This window comes from Pseudomonas sp. FW305-28 (assembly GCF_017351395.1).
Taxonomy (GTDB): Bacteria; Pseudomonadota; Gammaproteobacteria; order Pseudomonadales; family Pseudomonadaceae; genus Aquipseudomonas; species Aquipseudomonas fluorescens_AA.
This window is the reverse complement of the sequence record NZ_JACNDD010000158.1, coordinates 1-14485: the sequence shown is the minus strand read 5'-3', so window position 1 is coordinate 14485 and position 14485 is coordinate 1. Positions and strand designations below refer to the sequence as shown.

The 14485-nt window shown below is 62.8% G+C and carries 10 protein-coding genes; 8 read left to right on the top strand and 2 right to left on the bottom strand.

All coding sequences use genetic code 11. The annotated features are described in order from the left end of the window. Window positions 1-100 precede the first annotated feature (100 nt). Both narL and J4E53_RS26050 read right to left on the bottom strand, forming a co-directional pair. Window positions 101-748, bottom strand: a complete 648-nt coding sequence (narL, locus tag J4E53_RS26055) for a two-component system response regulator NarL (RefSeq protein ID WP_057451904.1) — start codon at window positions 746-748, stop codon at window positions 101-103. Then, on the bottom strand, window positions 745-2544 hold the full coding sequence (locus J4E53_RS26050) for a HAMP domain-containing protein (RefSeq protein WP_060742095.1): 1800 nt from the start codon (window positions 2542-2544) through the stop codon (window positions 745-747). The genes narL and J4E53_RS26050 overlap by 4 nt, the downstream gene beginning before the upstream one ends. 309 nt (window positions 2545-2853) lie before the next feature. Here J4E53_RS26050 and J4E53_RS26045 point away from each other — a divergent pair, with 309 nt between their 5' ends. The 8 genes from J4E53_RS26045 (at window position 2854) to moaA (ending at window position 14322) form a co-directional block, all read left to right on the top strand. Further along, window positions 2854-4155: a nitrate/nitrite transporter gene (locus tag J4E53_RS26045; protein ID WP_219734580.1), complete on the top strand. Its 1302-nt coding sequence runs from the start codon at window positions 2854-2856 to the stop codon at window positions 4153-4155. Then, window positions 4133-5530, top strand: a complete 1398-nt coding sequence (locus tag J4E53_RS26040) for a NarK family nitrate/nitrite MFS transporter (protein ID WP_103310814.1) — start codon at window positions 4133-4135, stop codon at window positions 5528-5530. The genes J4E53_RS26045 and J4E53_RS26040 overlap by 23 nt, the downstream gene beginning before the upstream one ends. A gap of 65 nt (window positions 5531-5595) precedes the next feature. After that, on the top strand, window positions 5596-9369 hold the full coding sequence (locus tag J4E53_RS26035; RefSeq protein ID WP_103310816.1) for a nitrate reductase subunit alpha: 3774 nt from the start codon (window positions 5596-5598) through the stop codon (window positions 9367-9369). A 1-nt stretch (window position 9370) separates the two neighbouring features. Continuing rightward, window positions 9371-10909 carry a nitrate reductase subunit beta gene (gene narH / locus J4E53_RS26030; RefSeq protein ID WP_060742099.1) on the top strand — a complete coding sequence of 513 codons (1539 nt, stop codon included), beginning with the start codon at window positions 9371-9373 and terminating at the stop codon, window positions 10907-10909. A 2-nt stretch (window positions 10910-10911) separates the two neighbouring features. Next, on the top strand, window positions 10912-11667 hold the full coding sequence (narJ, locus tag J4E53_RS26025) for a nitrate reductase molybdenum cofactor assembly chaperone (protein WP_103310817.1): 756 nt from the start codon (window positions 10912-10914) through the stop codon (window positions 11665-11667). After that, window positions 11660-12340, top strand: a complete 681-nt coding sequence (gene narI, locus J4E53_RS26020) for a respiratory nitrate reductase subunit gamma (RefSeq protein ID WP_060742101.1) — start codon at window positions 11660-11662, stop codon at window positions 12338-12340. The genes narJ and narI overlap by 8 nt, the downstream gene beginning before the upstream one ends. A gap of 10 nt (window positions 12341-12350) precedes the next feature. Continuing rightward, on the top strand, window positions 12351-13304 hold the full coding sequence (locus J4E53_RS26015; protein WP_103310819.1) for a peptidylprolyl isomerase: 954 nt from the start codon (window positions 12351-12353) through the stop codon (window positions 13302-13304). Window positions 13305-13329: 25 nt separating this feature from the next. Beyond that, a complete protein-coding gene (moaA, locus tag J4E53_RS26010) occupies window positions 13330-14322 on the top strand; it encodes a GTP 3',8-cyclase MoaA (RefSeq protein WP_103310821.1) in 993 nt (330 codons plus the stop codon). Window positions 14323-14485 lie beyond the last annotated feature (163 nt).

The window sequence follows — 14485 nt, the reverse complement described above, 5'->3', positions numbered from 1 at the left end:
TCGCGATGACGACGGCACAGCCGACATCGCCTCGCCGCAGGCTGACCCACCGCTATCGCGAGCAAGCTCGCTCCCACAGGGGGAAATGTGTTGAGTTGATCTAACCGGCCCCGCGCAAATGTTCCATCGCCCACACCGCCGCCTCCACCCGCGAGCGCAGGCCGAGCTTGTGCAGCAGGTTCTTCACATGGACCTTGACCGTGCCTTCGGTGATGCCCAGCTTGTGGCCGATGACCTTGTTGCTGTAGCCACCGGCGATGGTCTTGAGCACCTGGCGTTCGCGTTCGGTCAGTTCCACATCGGCCTGGCGCGGTGGCGAGCGCAGGGCCTGGGCCATGACGCGGGTCAGCCCGGGGCTGATCACCAGGGCACCGTTGAGGGCGTCGCGGATGTACTGGATCAGCAGCTCCGGCTCCATATCCTTGAGCAGGTAACCGTTGGCGTCCAGGCGCAGGGCATCGCGGATGTCGTCCTCGGCATCGGACACGGTGAACAACAGCACCTTGCCGGTGTAGTGCATGGCGCGCAGCCGGCGCAGGGTCTCGATGCCGTTCATCTGCGGCATGTTGTTGTCCAGCAACACCAGGTCGGGCTTGAGCGGTTCGATCAGGCTCAGGGCTTCTTCGCCGTGGCTGGCTTCGCCAACGATCTGCAAGTCGTCTTCGAGCTCGAGCATCTGGCGGATCCCGCGACGCATCATCGGGTGATCGTCGACCAGTAGCAGGGTGTGACGCAGGGGGGCGTTCATGTTGCGATGCCTTCGGTGGGTTGGCCCAGGAATTCCGGTTGGAAATGCACCTGGATACGGGTGCCCTGGGGTGTACGGGAGTGAATCTGCAGTTGGCCGTGCAGGCTGCGGGCCCGCTCGTTCATGATGTTCAGGCCATGGTGTTCGCGCTGGTCGACCTCGCCACTGAAGCCCCGGCCATCGTCTTCGATCGACAGGCGTACGGTCTCGCCTTCCTGGCGCAATTCGAGCCAGGCGTTCTCGGCATGGGCGTGGCGCAGGCAGTTGGACAGGGCTTCGCGGGTGATCTGCAGGATGTGGATCTGCTCGCTGGCCGACAGCTCGAAGGCCAGGGTGTCGACGAACAGGTGCACCTGGAAGTCCCCGCGGTTGGAGAACTCTTCGGCGGTGTCCTTGAGTTCCTCGACCAGGCCGTCGTCGTGGATTTGCAGGCGGAAGGTGGTGAGCAGCTCACGCAGTTGCCGATAGGCATTGTTCAGCCCCTCGCGCAGCTCGCCGGTGACGGTCTCCAGGGTTTGCACCGGTTCGCCCCGGCGCATCAGGGTCTGCATGCGGCTGACTTGCAGCTTCATGTACGACAAGGCCTGGGCCAGGGAGTCGTGCAGCTCGCGGGCAATGATCGTGCGTTCGTCGAGCAGCAGCAGGCGATGGTCCTGTTCGCGCTGGCGCTTGAGGGACAGCGACGTGCCGATCAGGTTGGCCAGGGCCTGGATCAATGCGGTTTCCCAGGGTTGCGCCGCGTGGCCATCGACGAAATGCGCCTTGAGCTCACCCAGTTCGGTGCCCTGGTTGCTGATGCTGAAGGCCTGCGGGCGGGCGGCGTTATGCCGGTGGCAACTGGCGCAATCGCTGCTGGCGCAGACCTGGCGGCTGGCGGCGCCATGCAGGGCCAGCAGGTGCCTGGCCGGGGCCTGCAATTGCCCTTGCAGGCACAGCGTCAGGCGCAACCCCGGCAAGCGCTGCTGGAATCGGCGGATCAGCTCATCCAGGCCTTCGGCATTGGCCTGTCGCGTCGCCAGGCTGCGACTGCTCTGGTACAGCAGTTCGAGGGCAGCGTTGGCCTGTTGCAGGTTCAGGGTCTTTTGCTGGACCTGGTTTTCCAGGGTGCGGTGGGATTGCTCGATGGTCTCGGCCATGGTGTTGAAACTGGTCGCCAACTGCCCCAGTTCATCCTCGGACTGATGGTTGACCCGCACCTGGAATTCGCCACGGCGAAAGCGCTGGGTGGCGTCCACCAGTTCCTGCAAGGGCGTGACCACGCCGTACTGCAATTCATACAGGCCGATCAGCAGGATGATCATGGTGCTGAACAGCGCCATGCCCTGGATCGTCTGTTGCCAGCCTTGTTTGTGTTCGCTCTGGCGTTGCAGCAGGGTGACGAACTGGTCCAGTTGCTCAACGAAAGAAGGGGCGCTGCTTTGGAAAAACGCCGAATCGCCGCGCTCGATGGCCGGGCGCAAGGTCTGGTTCCAGCGCTGGATGAGGTCGCGATAGCTCTTGTGCAGGGAGGTTTCCGGCCCATCTTCCAGCACGGCGCGCAGGGCCGGGCTGTCGAGGCGTTGTTGCAGGCTGTCGATGATCGCCGGGATGTCGTCGTTGGCCCCTGCCGCCAGTTTCCAGCTCAGGTGGTAGGTCTCCATGCGCACGGAGCCGGCGGTGTTGATGGCGGCGGCGTCGCCCTGGCTGAACCAGGCGATCAACCCGGCGCTCAAGGAACTGGCCAGGGCCAGGATGGCGATCAGGATCACCGCCAGCCCGGCGCGAGCGGGCAGGGAACTGCGCAGCCAACCCATCATCGACGTGGGCCGGGAAGGCAAAACGGTGAACCGAACATAGGGGGCGCCCTGGACCGGGGGGTGTAGCAGCCGATCCTGGGCGCACTACCTCTAAAGAGTTGCTGGCCGTTCCGTTTCCATAAAAGCCTCGGCCAACTGGATCAAGATATTGATAAACAAGGGGTTTCATCGATATCCAGGTCTACCTCCTTGGAGGTAGACGGGCCAAGCATAGGCCTGTACCGCCCCGAGGCACGTTGACCCAGGTCAAGTTTTCGCGGGGTTCCTGTCACTAGGCTGCGCTCAATCGAACTGACGGAGTGCATCGTGATGCGAGCGCAAGTGCAACAAGGGCTGGTACTAGGGATGAGTACCCTGGCCTTCACCGTGTGCTTCATGGTCTGGATGATGTTTGCCGTGCTCGGCGTTCCGATCAAGGAACTGCTGGCCCTCAACGAAACCCAATTCGGCCTGCTGGCCGCCACGCCGGTGCTGACCGGTTCGCTGGTGCGCTTGCCCCTGGGGCTTCTGACCGACCGCTTCGGCGGACGGATCGTGTTCTTCCTGCTGATGCTGGCCTGTGTGTTGCCGCTGTACTTGATCACTCTAGCCACGGCCTTCTGGCAATTCCTGGTGCTGGGCCTGTTCGTCGGCCTGGCCGGCGGGTCGTTCTCGGTGGGCATCGCCTACGTCGCCAAGTGGTTCGACAAGCAGAACCAGGGTTTCGCCATGGGCGTCTTCGGTGCCGGCAACGCTGGTGCGGCGGTGACCAAGTTCCTCGCCCCGGCCCTGATCGCGTTCGGCTCCTGGCACCTGGTGCCCAAGGTGTTCAGCGCCATCCTGTTCATCACCGCGCTGTTGTTCTGGTTTCTCACCACCGAGAAAAAGGAACACAGCGGCACCGGCGGCGCCACCTTGCGCGAGCAGTTGAAAACCCTGAAAGAGCCGGCCGTGTGGCGCTACTGCCAGTACTACTCGATCGTGTTCGGCGGCTACGTGGCCCTGGCCTTGTGGATGACCAAGTACTACGTGCAGGAATACGGCTTCAGCCTGCAAAGCGCCGCGCTGTTGGCGGCGTGTTTCTCCCTGCCTGGCGGCGTGCTGCGGGCGGTCGGTGGCTGGATGTCCGACCGCTGGGGCGCCCAGAGCGTGACCTGGTGGGTGTTGTGGGTGAGCTGGATCTGTCTGTTCCTGCTGTCCTACCCCCAGACCCAACTGCAAGTGCAAACCGTCAACGGCATCGTCGACTTCCATATCGGCCTCAACGCCACGCTGTTCACCGTGCTGCTGTTCGTGATGGGCATCGCCTTCGCGTTCGGCAAGGCCTCGGTCTTCAAGTACATCGCCAATGATTACCCGAAAAACATGGGCGCAGTGTCCGGCATCGTCGGCTTGGCCGGCGGCTTGGGCGGGTTCGTGCTGCCCATCATGTTCGGCGCCCTGGTGGACCTCACCGGCGTGCGCTCGTCCTGCTTCATGTTGATGTACGGCGTGGTCTGGGTCTCCCTGACCTGGATGTACTTCAGCGAAATGCGCAAGCGCCCGCTGCTGGGTAAACAGTCGCCGGCCAGCCAATCCCCGTTTTCCAGCATTGCCCAAGGAGAAGAACATGTCCGTTCTGCAAACGCCTGAAAAAGGCCCGGTCATTCATGACTGGCGTCCGGAAGACCCTGCTTTCTGGGGCAGTAGCGGCAAGCTGACCGCCCGGCGCAACCTGTGGATCTCGATTCCTGCGCTGCTCTTGGCCTTCGCGGTCTGGATGGTCTGGAGCACGGTGATCGTGCGCCTCAACGCCATCGGCTTCAGCTTCACCACTGACCAGTTATTCTGGCTGGCGGCGCTGCCGGGGCTGTCCGGCGCGACCTTGCGCATCTTCTATTCGTTCATGGTGCCGATCTTCGGTGGCCGTCGCTGGACGGCCCTGAGCACCGCGTCGTTGCTGCTGCCGGCGCTGTGGATGGGCTTCGCGGTGCAGAACCCGGCCACGCCCTACAGCGTGTTCGTGCTGATCGCGCTGCTCTGCGGTTTTGGTGGCGGCAACTTCGCCTCGAGCATGTCCAACATCAGCTTCTTCTACCCCAAGTCTCAACAGGGCACCGCCCTGGGCCTGAACGCCGGGCTGGGTAATCTGGGCGTGTCGGTGATGCAGTTCAGCGTGCCCCTGGTGATCTCTTTCGGTGTGTTCGGCTTCATGGGCGGCCAGCCTCAGGTGCTGGCCGATGGCAGCTCGCTGTGGCTGCAGAACGCCGGTTTCATCTGGGTACCGTTCATCCTCGCCGTCACCTTGATTGCCTGGTTCGGCATGAACGATTTGTCCAGCGCTCGCGCGTCGTTCAGCGAGCAGGCGGTGATCTTCAAGCGCAAGCACAACTGGCTGATGTGCTGGTTGTACCTGGCGACCTTCGGTTCGTTCATCGGTTTCTCCGCCGCGTTCCCGCTGTTGATCAAGACCTCGTTCCCGGACGTCATCGCCCTGAAATTCGCCTTCCTTGGCCCGCTGGTGGGCGCGCTGGTACGGCCGCTGGGCGGTTGGCTGGCGGACAAGCTCGGCGGTGCGAAGGTTACCCTGTGGAACTTCGTGCTGATGATCGTGATGGTGTTCGGCGTCTTGCACTTCCTGCCCCAAGGTGGCCAGGGCGGCAACTTTTACGGCTTCCTGGGCATGTTCATGTTGCTGTTCATCACCACCGGCGTGGGCAACGGTTCCACATTCCGCATGATCCCGGTGATCTTCCGCACCCTGCATGAAAAAGCCGCCCTGGGGAAAAAGCCCGAGGTGCGCGAGCAAGCCATCAAGGACGCGGGCAAGGAGTCGGCGGCGGTGCTGGGTTTCAGCTCGGCCATGGGCGCCTTCGGTGCGTTCTTCATTCCTAAATCATTCGGCTCTTCGATGGCCCTGACCGGCGGCCCGGAGATGGCCTTCTACATGTTCGTCGGCTTCTACCTGAGCTGCATCGTGGTGACCTGGTGGTGGTACGCCCGCAAAGGCGCGGCGACACCCTGCTAAGACGAATTCAACTATTGCGTGGGCGGGGCGCAGACCCCGCGGAGCAAGCCTGAGAGGAAGACACTGTGAGTCATTTACTGGATCAACTGCGGTTCTTCAACCGCAAGCAAGGCGAGTTTTCAGACGGCCATGGCGAGACCCGCAAGGAGTCCCGCGACTGGGAAAACGTCTACCGTTCCCGCTGGCAGTACGACAAGATCGTGCGCTCCACCCATGGGGTGAACTGCACCGGTTCGTGCTCATGGAAAATCTACGTCAAGAACGGCCTGATCACCTGGGAAACCCAGCAGACCGACTACCCGCGCACCCGCAATGACCTGCCCAACCACGAACCACGGGGCTGCCCGCGTGGCGCGAGCTACAGCTGGTACATCTACAGCGCCAACCGGCTCAAGTACCCGAAGATCCGCAAGCCATTGCTCAAGCTGTGGCGCGAAGCCCGGCAGACCTTGCCGCCAGTGGAAGCCTGGGCCAGCATCGTCGAGAACAAGGCCAAGGCTGACTCGTACAAGAGCAAGCGCGGCATGGGTGGCTTCATCCGTTCCAACTGGGAAGAAGTCAACGAGATCATTGCCGCCGCCAACGTCTACACCGTCAAGACGCACGGCCCGGACCGGGTGGTGGGCTTCTCGCCGATCCCGGCCATGTCGATGGTCAGTTATGCCGCCGGCTCGCGTTACCTGTCGCTGATCGGTGGCGTGTGCCTGAGCTTCTATGACTGGTACTGCGACTTGCCGCCCGCTTCGCCAATGGTGTGGGGCGAGCAGACCGACGTGCCGGAATCGGCCGACTGGTACAACTCCAACTACATCATTGCCTGGGGCTCCAACGTCCCGCAGACCCGTACCCCCGACGCCCACTTCTTCACCGAGGTGCGCTACAAGGGCACCAAGACCGTGGCGATCACCCCGGACTACTCGGAAGTCGCCAAGCTCACCGACCTGTGGCTCAACCCCAAGCAGGGCACCGACGCCGCGCTGGCCCAGGCCTTCAACCATGTGATCTTCAAAGAATTCCACCTGGACAAGCCCAGCGCCTATTTCACCGAGTACGCCAAGCGCTACACCGACCTGCCAGTGCTGGTGATGCTCAAGCCGATGCTTGGCGCGGCGCCGGGCGCGGGTTACCAGCCAGACCGTTTCCTGCGGGCCAGTGACTTGACCGACAACCTCGGCCAGGAGAACAACCCGGAATGGAAAACCATCGCCCTGGATGCCAGTGGCGAACTGGTCTCGCCCCAAGGCTCCATCGGCTATCGCTGGGGCGAGAAGGGCAAGTGGAACATCCTTCCCCGCGAAGGCGGCGAGGGGCGTGAGATCGACCTCAAGCTGAGCCTGATCGGCGGCGACGTCGCCGAGGTGGCCTTCCCGTACTTCGCCGGCGAAGCCCAGGAGTACTTCCAGCATGTGGCCGGTGACGCGGTGCAGTTCCGGCGGGTACCGGTGCACAGCGTGGTGCTGGCCGACGGCAGCGTGGCGAAAGTCGCCACCGTGTTCGACCTGTCGGCGGCCAACCTGGCCATCGACCGTGGCCTGGGTGGCGCCAACGTCGCCAAGGACTACGACGACGCCTCGGTGCCCGGCACCCCGGCCTGGCAGGAGCAGATCACCGGTGTGAGCCGCGAGAAGGCGATCCAGATCGCCCGCGAGTTCGCCGACAACGCCGACAAGACCCGTGGACGCTCGATGATCATCGTCGGTGCGGCGATGAACCACTGGTACCACATGGACATGAACTACCGCGGGCTGATCAACATGCTCATGCTCTGCGGTTGCGTCGGTCAGACCGGCGGTGGCTGGGCCCACTATGTGGGCCAGGAAAAACTCCGTCCGCAATGCGGCTGGCTGCCCCTGGCCTTCGGCCTGGACTGGAACCGTCCGCCACGGCAGATGAACGGCACCAGCTTCTTCTATGGCCACAGTTCGCAATGGCGCCACGAGAAGATGAGCATGCACGACGTGCTCTCGCCCCTGGCCGACAAATCGCAGTTCCCCGAGCACGCCCTGGACTACAACATCCGCGCCGAACGGGCTGGCTGGTTGCCGAGCGCGCCGCAACTCAACACCAACCCGCTGCACATCTGCCGCGAGGCCGCCGCCGCGGGCCTGGAACCCAAGGACTACGTGGTCAAGTCGCTGCAGGACGGTTCCCTGCGCTTTGCCTGCGAACAGCCGGACAGCCCGGTGAACTTCCCGCGCAACATGTTCATCTGGCGTTCCAACTTGCTGGGCTCCTCGGGCAAGGGCCACGAGTACATGCTCAAGTACTTGCTGGGCACCAAGAACGGCGTGATGAACGAAGACATCGGCCATAGCACCGAGTGCAAGCCCACCGAAGCCGAGTGGGTCGACGAAGGCGCCATCGGCAAGCTCGACCTGGTGACCACCCTGGACTTCCGCATGTCCTCGACCTGTGTGTATTCCGACATCGTCTTGCCGACCGCGACCTGGTACGAAAAAGACGACATGAACACCTCGGACATGCACCCGTTCATCCACCCGCTGTCGGCCGCCATCGATCCGGCCTGGGAGTCGCGTTCGGACTGGGAAATCTACAAAGGCATCGCCAAGGCGTTTTCCGCCATGTCGGTCGGCCACCTGGGCGTGGAAAAAGACCTGGTCACCGTACCGTTGATGCACGACAGCGTCGGCGAGCTGGCCCAACCCTTTGGCGGCACCGACTGGAAAAGCGCCGGTGTGGCGCCGGTACCGGGCAAGAACGCACCGAACCTGCAGGTGGTGGAGCGCGACTACCCGAACATCTACAAGCAGTTCACCTCCCTGGGCCCAATGCTCGAGAAGCTCGGCAATGGCGGCAAGGGCATCAACTGGAACACCGAGACTGAAGTGAAATTCCTCGGCGAACTGAACCACAAGGAAGTCGAGGCCGGCATCAGCCAAGGGCGGCCAAAAATCGACAGCGCCATCGACGCCGCCGAAGTGATCCTGTCCCTGGCCCCGGAAACCAACGGCCATGTCGCGGTGAAAGCCTGGGCAGCGCTGTCGGAATTCACCGGTATCGACCACAGCCACCTGGCCGTCTCCAAGGAGCACGAGGCCATTCGTTTCCGCGACATCCAGGCCCAACCGCGCAAGATCATTTCCAGCCCGACCTGGTCCGGCCTGGAAGACGATCACGTCAGCTACAACGCCGGCTACACCAACGTCCATGAGTCGATCCCATGGCGCACCATCACCGGTCGCCAGCAGTTCTATCAGGATCACCCGTGGATGCAGGCGTTCGGCGAACAGCTGATGAGCTACCGGCCACCGGTCAACACCCGCACCATCGCCGGCGTGAAGGGCAAGCGCAGCAATGGCGAGACCGAGATCGTCCTGAACTGGATCACCCCGCACCAGAAGTGGGGCATCCACAGCACCTACAGCGACAACCTGCTGATGCTCACCTTGAGCCGTGGCGGGCCGATTGTCTGGCTCTCGGAAATCGACGCCAGGCGCGCCGGTATCGAGGACAACGACTGGATCGAATGCTTCAACGTCAACGGCGCATTGACCGCCCGTGCGGTGGTCAGCCAGCGGGTCAAGGAAGGCATGGTGATGATGTACCACGCCCAGGAACGAATCGTGAACGTACCCGGTTCCGAAACCACCAAGACCCGTGGCGGCCACCACAACTCGGTGACCCGCGTGGTGCTCAAGCCTACCCACATGATTGGTGGCTACGCCCAGCAGGCCTATGGCTTCAACTATTACGGCACGGTCGGATGCAACCGCGACGAGTTCGTCGTGGTGCGCAAGATGTCCAAGGTCGATTGGCTCGACGGTTCCAGTGGCGATGATCTGCCGCGTCCACTGCCGACTGATATCGAGGAGAACTGAGATGAAGATTCGCTCACAAATCGGCATGGTCCTGAACCTGGACAAATGCATCGGCTGCCACACCTGCTCGATCACCTGCAAGAACGTCTGGACCAGCCGCGAAGGCATGGAATACGCCTGGTTCAACAACGTCGAATCCAAGCCGGGCATCGGCTATCCCAAGGAGTGGGAAAACCAGGACAAGTGGAAGGGCGGCTGGGTCCGCAACGCCGACGGTTCGATCAACCCGCGCATCGGCGGCAAGTTCCGCGTGCTGGCGAACATCTTCGCCAACCCGGACCTGCCCAGCCTGGACGATTACTACGAACCGTTCGACTTCGACTACCAGCACCTGCACACCGCGCCACTGGGCGAGCATCAACCCACCGCACGCCCGCGTTCGCTGGTGTCTGGCAAGCGCATGCAGAAAATCGAATGGGGCCCGAACTGGGAGGAAATCCTCGGTACCGAGTTCGCCAAGCGGCGCAAGGACAAGAACTTCGACAAGATCCAGGCGGACATCTACGGCGAGTACGAAAACACCTTCATGATGTACCTGCCGCGCCTGTGCGAGCACTGCCTGAACCCGGCGTGCGCGGCATCGTGCCCGAGCGGCGCGATCTACAAGCGCGAGGAGGACGGCATCGTCCTGATCGACCAGGAGAAGTGCCGCGGCTGGCGCATGTGCATCAGCGGCTGCCCGTACAAGAAGATCTATTTCAACTGGAAAAGCGGTAAGTCGGAAAAATGCATCTTCTGCTACCCGCGCATCGAAGCCGGGATGCCGACGGTCTGCGCTGAAACCTGCGTCGGCCGCATCCGTTACCTCGGTGTGCTGTTGTATGACGCCGACCGTATCAGCGAAGTGGCGAGCACCGCCGATGAGAAGGACCTGTACGAGAAGCAACTGGAGATTTTCCTCGACCCCAACGACCCGGCAGTGATTCGCCAGGCCCTGGCCGATGGCGTGCCACAGTCGGTGATCGACTCGGCGCAACGCTCGCCGGTCTACAAAATGGCCGTGGATTGGAAACTTGCGCTGCCGCTGCACCCGGAATACCGCACCTTGCCAATGGTCTGGTATGTGCCGCCACTGTCGCCGATCCAGAACGCTGCCGCCGCCGGTACCGTGGGCATGAACGGGGTGATCCCGGATGTCGACAGCCTGCGCATTCCGCTGCGTTACCTGGCGAACATGCTCACCGCCGGTGATGAAAAACCGGTCAAGCGCGCCCTCAAGCGTCTGCTGGCGATGCGGGCCTACAAGCGTTCCGAGCAGGTCGACGGCGTGCAGGACCTGCAAGTGCTGGCCGACGTCGGCTTGAGCGTGAACCAGGTGGAAGAGATGTACCGCTACCTGGCCATCGCCAACTACGAAGACCGTTTCGTCGTACCGAGCGCCCACCGTGAAGACGCCATGAGCGATGCGTTCGCCGAACGCTCCGGTTGTGGTTTCAGCTTCGGCAGCGGCTGCAGCGGCAGCTCCGACACCAACATGTTCGGCGGCAAGAAGGCCAATCGTCGCGACGTGATCAAAACCGTGCAGTTGTGGGAGGAATGAACATGCGCATTCTCAAGGTGATTTCGTTGCTGCTCGATTATCCGACCGAGACCCTGGTGGCCGGTCGCGACGAGCTGGAGCAGGCCATTGCGCAAGCGCGGGAGATCAGTCCCCAGCAGCGCGCCGGGCTGTTCGAATTGCTGGAAGTGATCTGCGGCAAGGACTTGATGGACGGCCAGGAACACTACGGCGCGCTGTTCGGCCGGGGCCGTTCGCTGTCGCTGCTGTTGTTCGAACATGTCCATGGCGAGTCCCGCGACCGGGGCCAGGCCATGGTGGACATGATGGCGCAATACGAAGAGGCCGGTTTCGCCATCGGCGTCAAAGAGTTGCCTGACTACATCCCGCTGTACCTGGAGTTTCTCTCCACCCGCGAAGACCTCGAGGCCCGTGAGGGCCTGGCGGATGTGGCGCACCTGCTGGCCTTGCTCGCGGCGCGCCTGGACGAGCGTGAAAGCGTCTACGCCAGTTGCTTCCGGGCCTTGTTGCAAATCGCCGGGGCCGAACCCCAGGTGGCGGTGGCCGAGTTGCGTGAGCAAGTGAAGGCCGAGCCCCGGGACGACTCCCTCGAAGCCCTGGACAAGATCTGGGAAGAAGAGCAGGTGGATTTCATGAAGGCCGAACAGCAGGACCGTTGCAGTTCACTGCCCAGCGCGCCAGGCAAGGCGCGGGACGAAAGTGCAGTGCCGTTGCACTGGGTGGATTTTCAGCATGAAGGGCGGGCCGCAGCGCCAGCCGGGGAGGTGGGCAATGTCTAAATGGGATCTGTTGTTGTTCGGGGTCTACCCCTATGTCGCTTTGGCGATTTGCCTGCTCGGCAGCTGGGCACGGTTCGATCTGTCCCAGTACACCTGGAAGGCCGGTTCCAGCCAGATGCTGAACAAGCGCGGCATGCGCGTGGCGAGCAACCTGTTTCACGTTGGCGTGCTGTTCGTGTTGGCCGGGCACTTCGTCGGCCTGCTGACGCCGGCGGCGATCTACCACCATGTGCTGAGCACTGAGAACAAGCAGTTGCTGGCGATGGTTTCCGGTGGGTTCTTCGGCGTGCTGGGCCTGATCGGCCTGGTGATGCTGCTCAACCGCCGCTTGACCGACCCACGGGTGCGCGCCACCTCCAATGTCTCGGACATCCTCGTGCTGGTGGTGTTGCTGGTGCAACTGGTACTGGGGCTGATGACCATCGTCGCATCCACCGCCCATATGGACGGCTCGGTGATGGTGATGCTGGCCGACTGGGCCCAGAACACCGTGCTGTTGCGGCCGGTGGAAGCCGCTACCGCGATAGCGCCGGTGGGCCTGGTCTACAAGCTCCACGTGGTGCTGGGCTTGACCCTGTTCGTGCTGTTCCCGTTCACCCGTCTGGTTCACATCGTCAGTGCGCCGGTCTGGTACCTGGGGCGTCGTTATCAAATCGTTCGGCAGAAGTTCTGAGGAGAAGATCATGGCGAGTGGATGCGGATGTGGCGGTGGTAGCGGTGGCGGTGGTTGCGGTTCCTCGGCAAAAGTGCCGCCGGTGGTCGATGTGGAGCCCGTAGGGGCGGTGCAGTTCGAGCCGGCCCAGGCCGGGCCGGTGGTGGAAGATCAAGCGCCAGAGTTGATTGCCAGCAGTGAGCAGGAGTGGCCGATCATCAGCGTCAACGGGGTGTCGATCACCCCGCAGGCGATGGCCCAGGAGCTGCAATATCACCCGGCCGACAGTCGCGAGGACGCGGTGTACCAGGCCGCTCGGGCCCTGGTGATCCGCCAATTGCTCCAGCAGCGTATCGCCGAGTTGGGCCTGGCGCTGCAGGTCGGTGCCGGTGAAAACGAAGAAGAGGCAGCCACGCGGCTGTTGCTCGAACGCGAGGTGCAGGTGCCGCAGTGTGACGAGGCCACCTGCCTGCGTTACTACGAAAGCAACCGGGCGCGCTTTCACAGCGCGCCGTTGCTGGCGGTGCGGCACATCCTGCTCGAATGTGCGCCGGACGATGCCGAGGCCCGCAGCCTGGCCCATGTCCAGGCCGAGCTGCTACTGGAGCGGCTGGACCAGTTCCCGGGCAGCTTCGCCGAGCTGGCGCTGAAGTATTCGGCGTGTCCGTCCAAGGAGCAGGGCGGGTCGCTGGGGCAGATCAGCAAGGGCCAGACCGTGCCTGAACTGGAGCGCCAATTGTTCACCCTGCCGGCGGGCCTGGCGGGCAAGCCGCTGGAAAGTCGCTACGGCTGGCATGTGATCAGCATCGACCAGCGCATCGATGGTCAGCCGTTGCCGTATGAGGCCGTGGCGACAGCGATTCGTACGCAGTTGCAGCAGGGCGTTTGGCAAAAGGCGCTGGTGCAATACCTGCAAACCCTGATCGGTGCGGCGGATATTCGCGGTATTCACCTTCAGGGCGCCGACTCGCCGCTGGTGCAGTGAGCACAGGTTCAATCGGGAGATCTTCATGAACGCGGTGTTGCAGGACGGATTTGGGCGCCAGATCGATTATTTGCGGATGTCGGTGACCGATCGTTGTGATTTTCGTTGTGTGTATTGCATGGCGAAAAACATGACCTTCCTGCCGCGTCAGCAAGTCTTGACCCTGGAAGAATTGCAGCGCCTGGCGCGGCTGTTCGTCGGCCTGGGGGTGAAGAAAATCCGCCTGACCGGTGGCGAGCCACTGATTCGCCCGGGCATCGTCGGGCTATGTCGCGACATCGCGGCACTGCCCGGCCTGCGGGAACTGGTGATGACCAGCAACGGCTCGCAGTTGGGGCGTCTGGCCCAGCCGCTGGTCGAGGCTGGGGTCAAGCGCATGAACATCAGCCTCGACAGCCTCGACGGTGAGCGTTTTCGGGCGATCACCCGTAACGGCAACCTCGATCAAGTGCTGGCAGGGATTGAAGCGGCGAAGGTCGCCGGGTTCGAGCGGGTCAAGTTGAATTGCGTGGTGATGAAAGGACGCAACTTCGATGAGGTCCCGGCGCTGGTGCAGTACGCCATCGATCAACGCATCGACATCAGTTTTATCGAGGAGATGCCGTTGGGGGAGGTGGGGCGTTCCCGGGGTGAGTCGTTCTGTTCCAGCGATGAGGTCCGGGCGGAGATCGCTCGCCATCACCGGCTGCTGGACAGCACCGAAAACAGCGGCGGGCCGGCGCGTTATGTGCGCCTGGAGCGTCATCCGGATACCCGGATCGGTTTCATTTCGCCCAACACCCATAACTTCTGCGCCAGTTGCAACCGCGTGCGCATGACTGTCGAAGGGCGTTTGCTGTTGTGCCTGGGGCAAGAAGACTCCCTTGACCTGCGTGGCTTGCTGCGACGTTATCCGCTGGACGATCAACCGGTGATCCAGGCGGTGCAGCAGGCGTTGCGCGGCAAGCCATTGCGGCATGACTTCAACCCGGGTGGGGAGGTGCAGATTGTGCGGTTCATGAATATGAGTGGGGGGTAAGGGTTTACGCGGACCCCGTGGCGTGGGAGCTTGCTCACGCTGGGTTGCGTAGCAGTCCTGTTCTGGGTGCTGGGGTGCTGGGGTGTTGGGGACATATCCGTTTCTGCGGTAACGGCCACTTAGGGTTCCGCCCTGACGGCGGGTCACTTTCGAAAAGCGCGAA

Coding starts and splice junctions, on each gene's coding strand:
- moaA (WP_103310821.1), top strand. CDS start 13,330: ATGAACGCGGTGTTGCAGGACGGATTTGGGCGCCAGATCGATTATTTG.
- J4E53_RS26050 (WP_060742095.1), bottom strand. CDS start 2,544: ATGATGGGTTGGCTGCGCAGTTCCCTGCCCGCTCGCGCCGGGCTGGCG.
- narL (WP_057451904.1), bottom strand. CDS start 748: ATGAACGCCCCCCTGCGTCACACCCTGCTACTGGTCGACGATCACCCG.
- narH (WP_060742099.1), top strand. CDS start 9,371: ATGAAGATTCGCTCACAAATCGGCATGGTCCTGAACCTGGACAAATGC.
- narI (WP_060742101.1), top strand. CDS start 11,660: ATGTCTAAATGGGATCTGTTGTTGTTCGGGGTCTACCCCTATGTCGCT.
- narJ (WP_103310817.1), top strand. CDS start 10,912: ATGCGCATTCTCAAGGTGATTTCGTTGCTGCTCGATTATCCGACCGAG.
- J4E53_RS26040 (WP_103310814.1), top strand. CDS start 4,133: ATGTCCGTTCTGCAAACGCCTGAAAAAGGCCCGGTCATTCATGACTGG.
- J4E53_RS26015 (WP_103310819.1), top strand. CDS start 12,351: ATGGCGAGTGGATGCGGATGTGGCGGTGGTAGCGGTGGCGGTGGTTGC.
- J4E53_RS26045 (WP_219734580.1), top strand. CDS start 2,854: ATGCGAGCGCAAGTGCAACAAGGGCTGGTACTAGGGATGAGTACCCTG.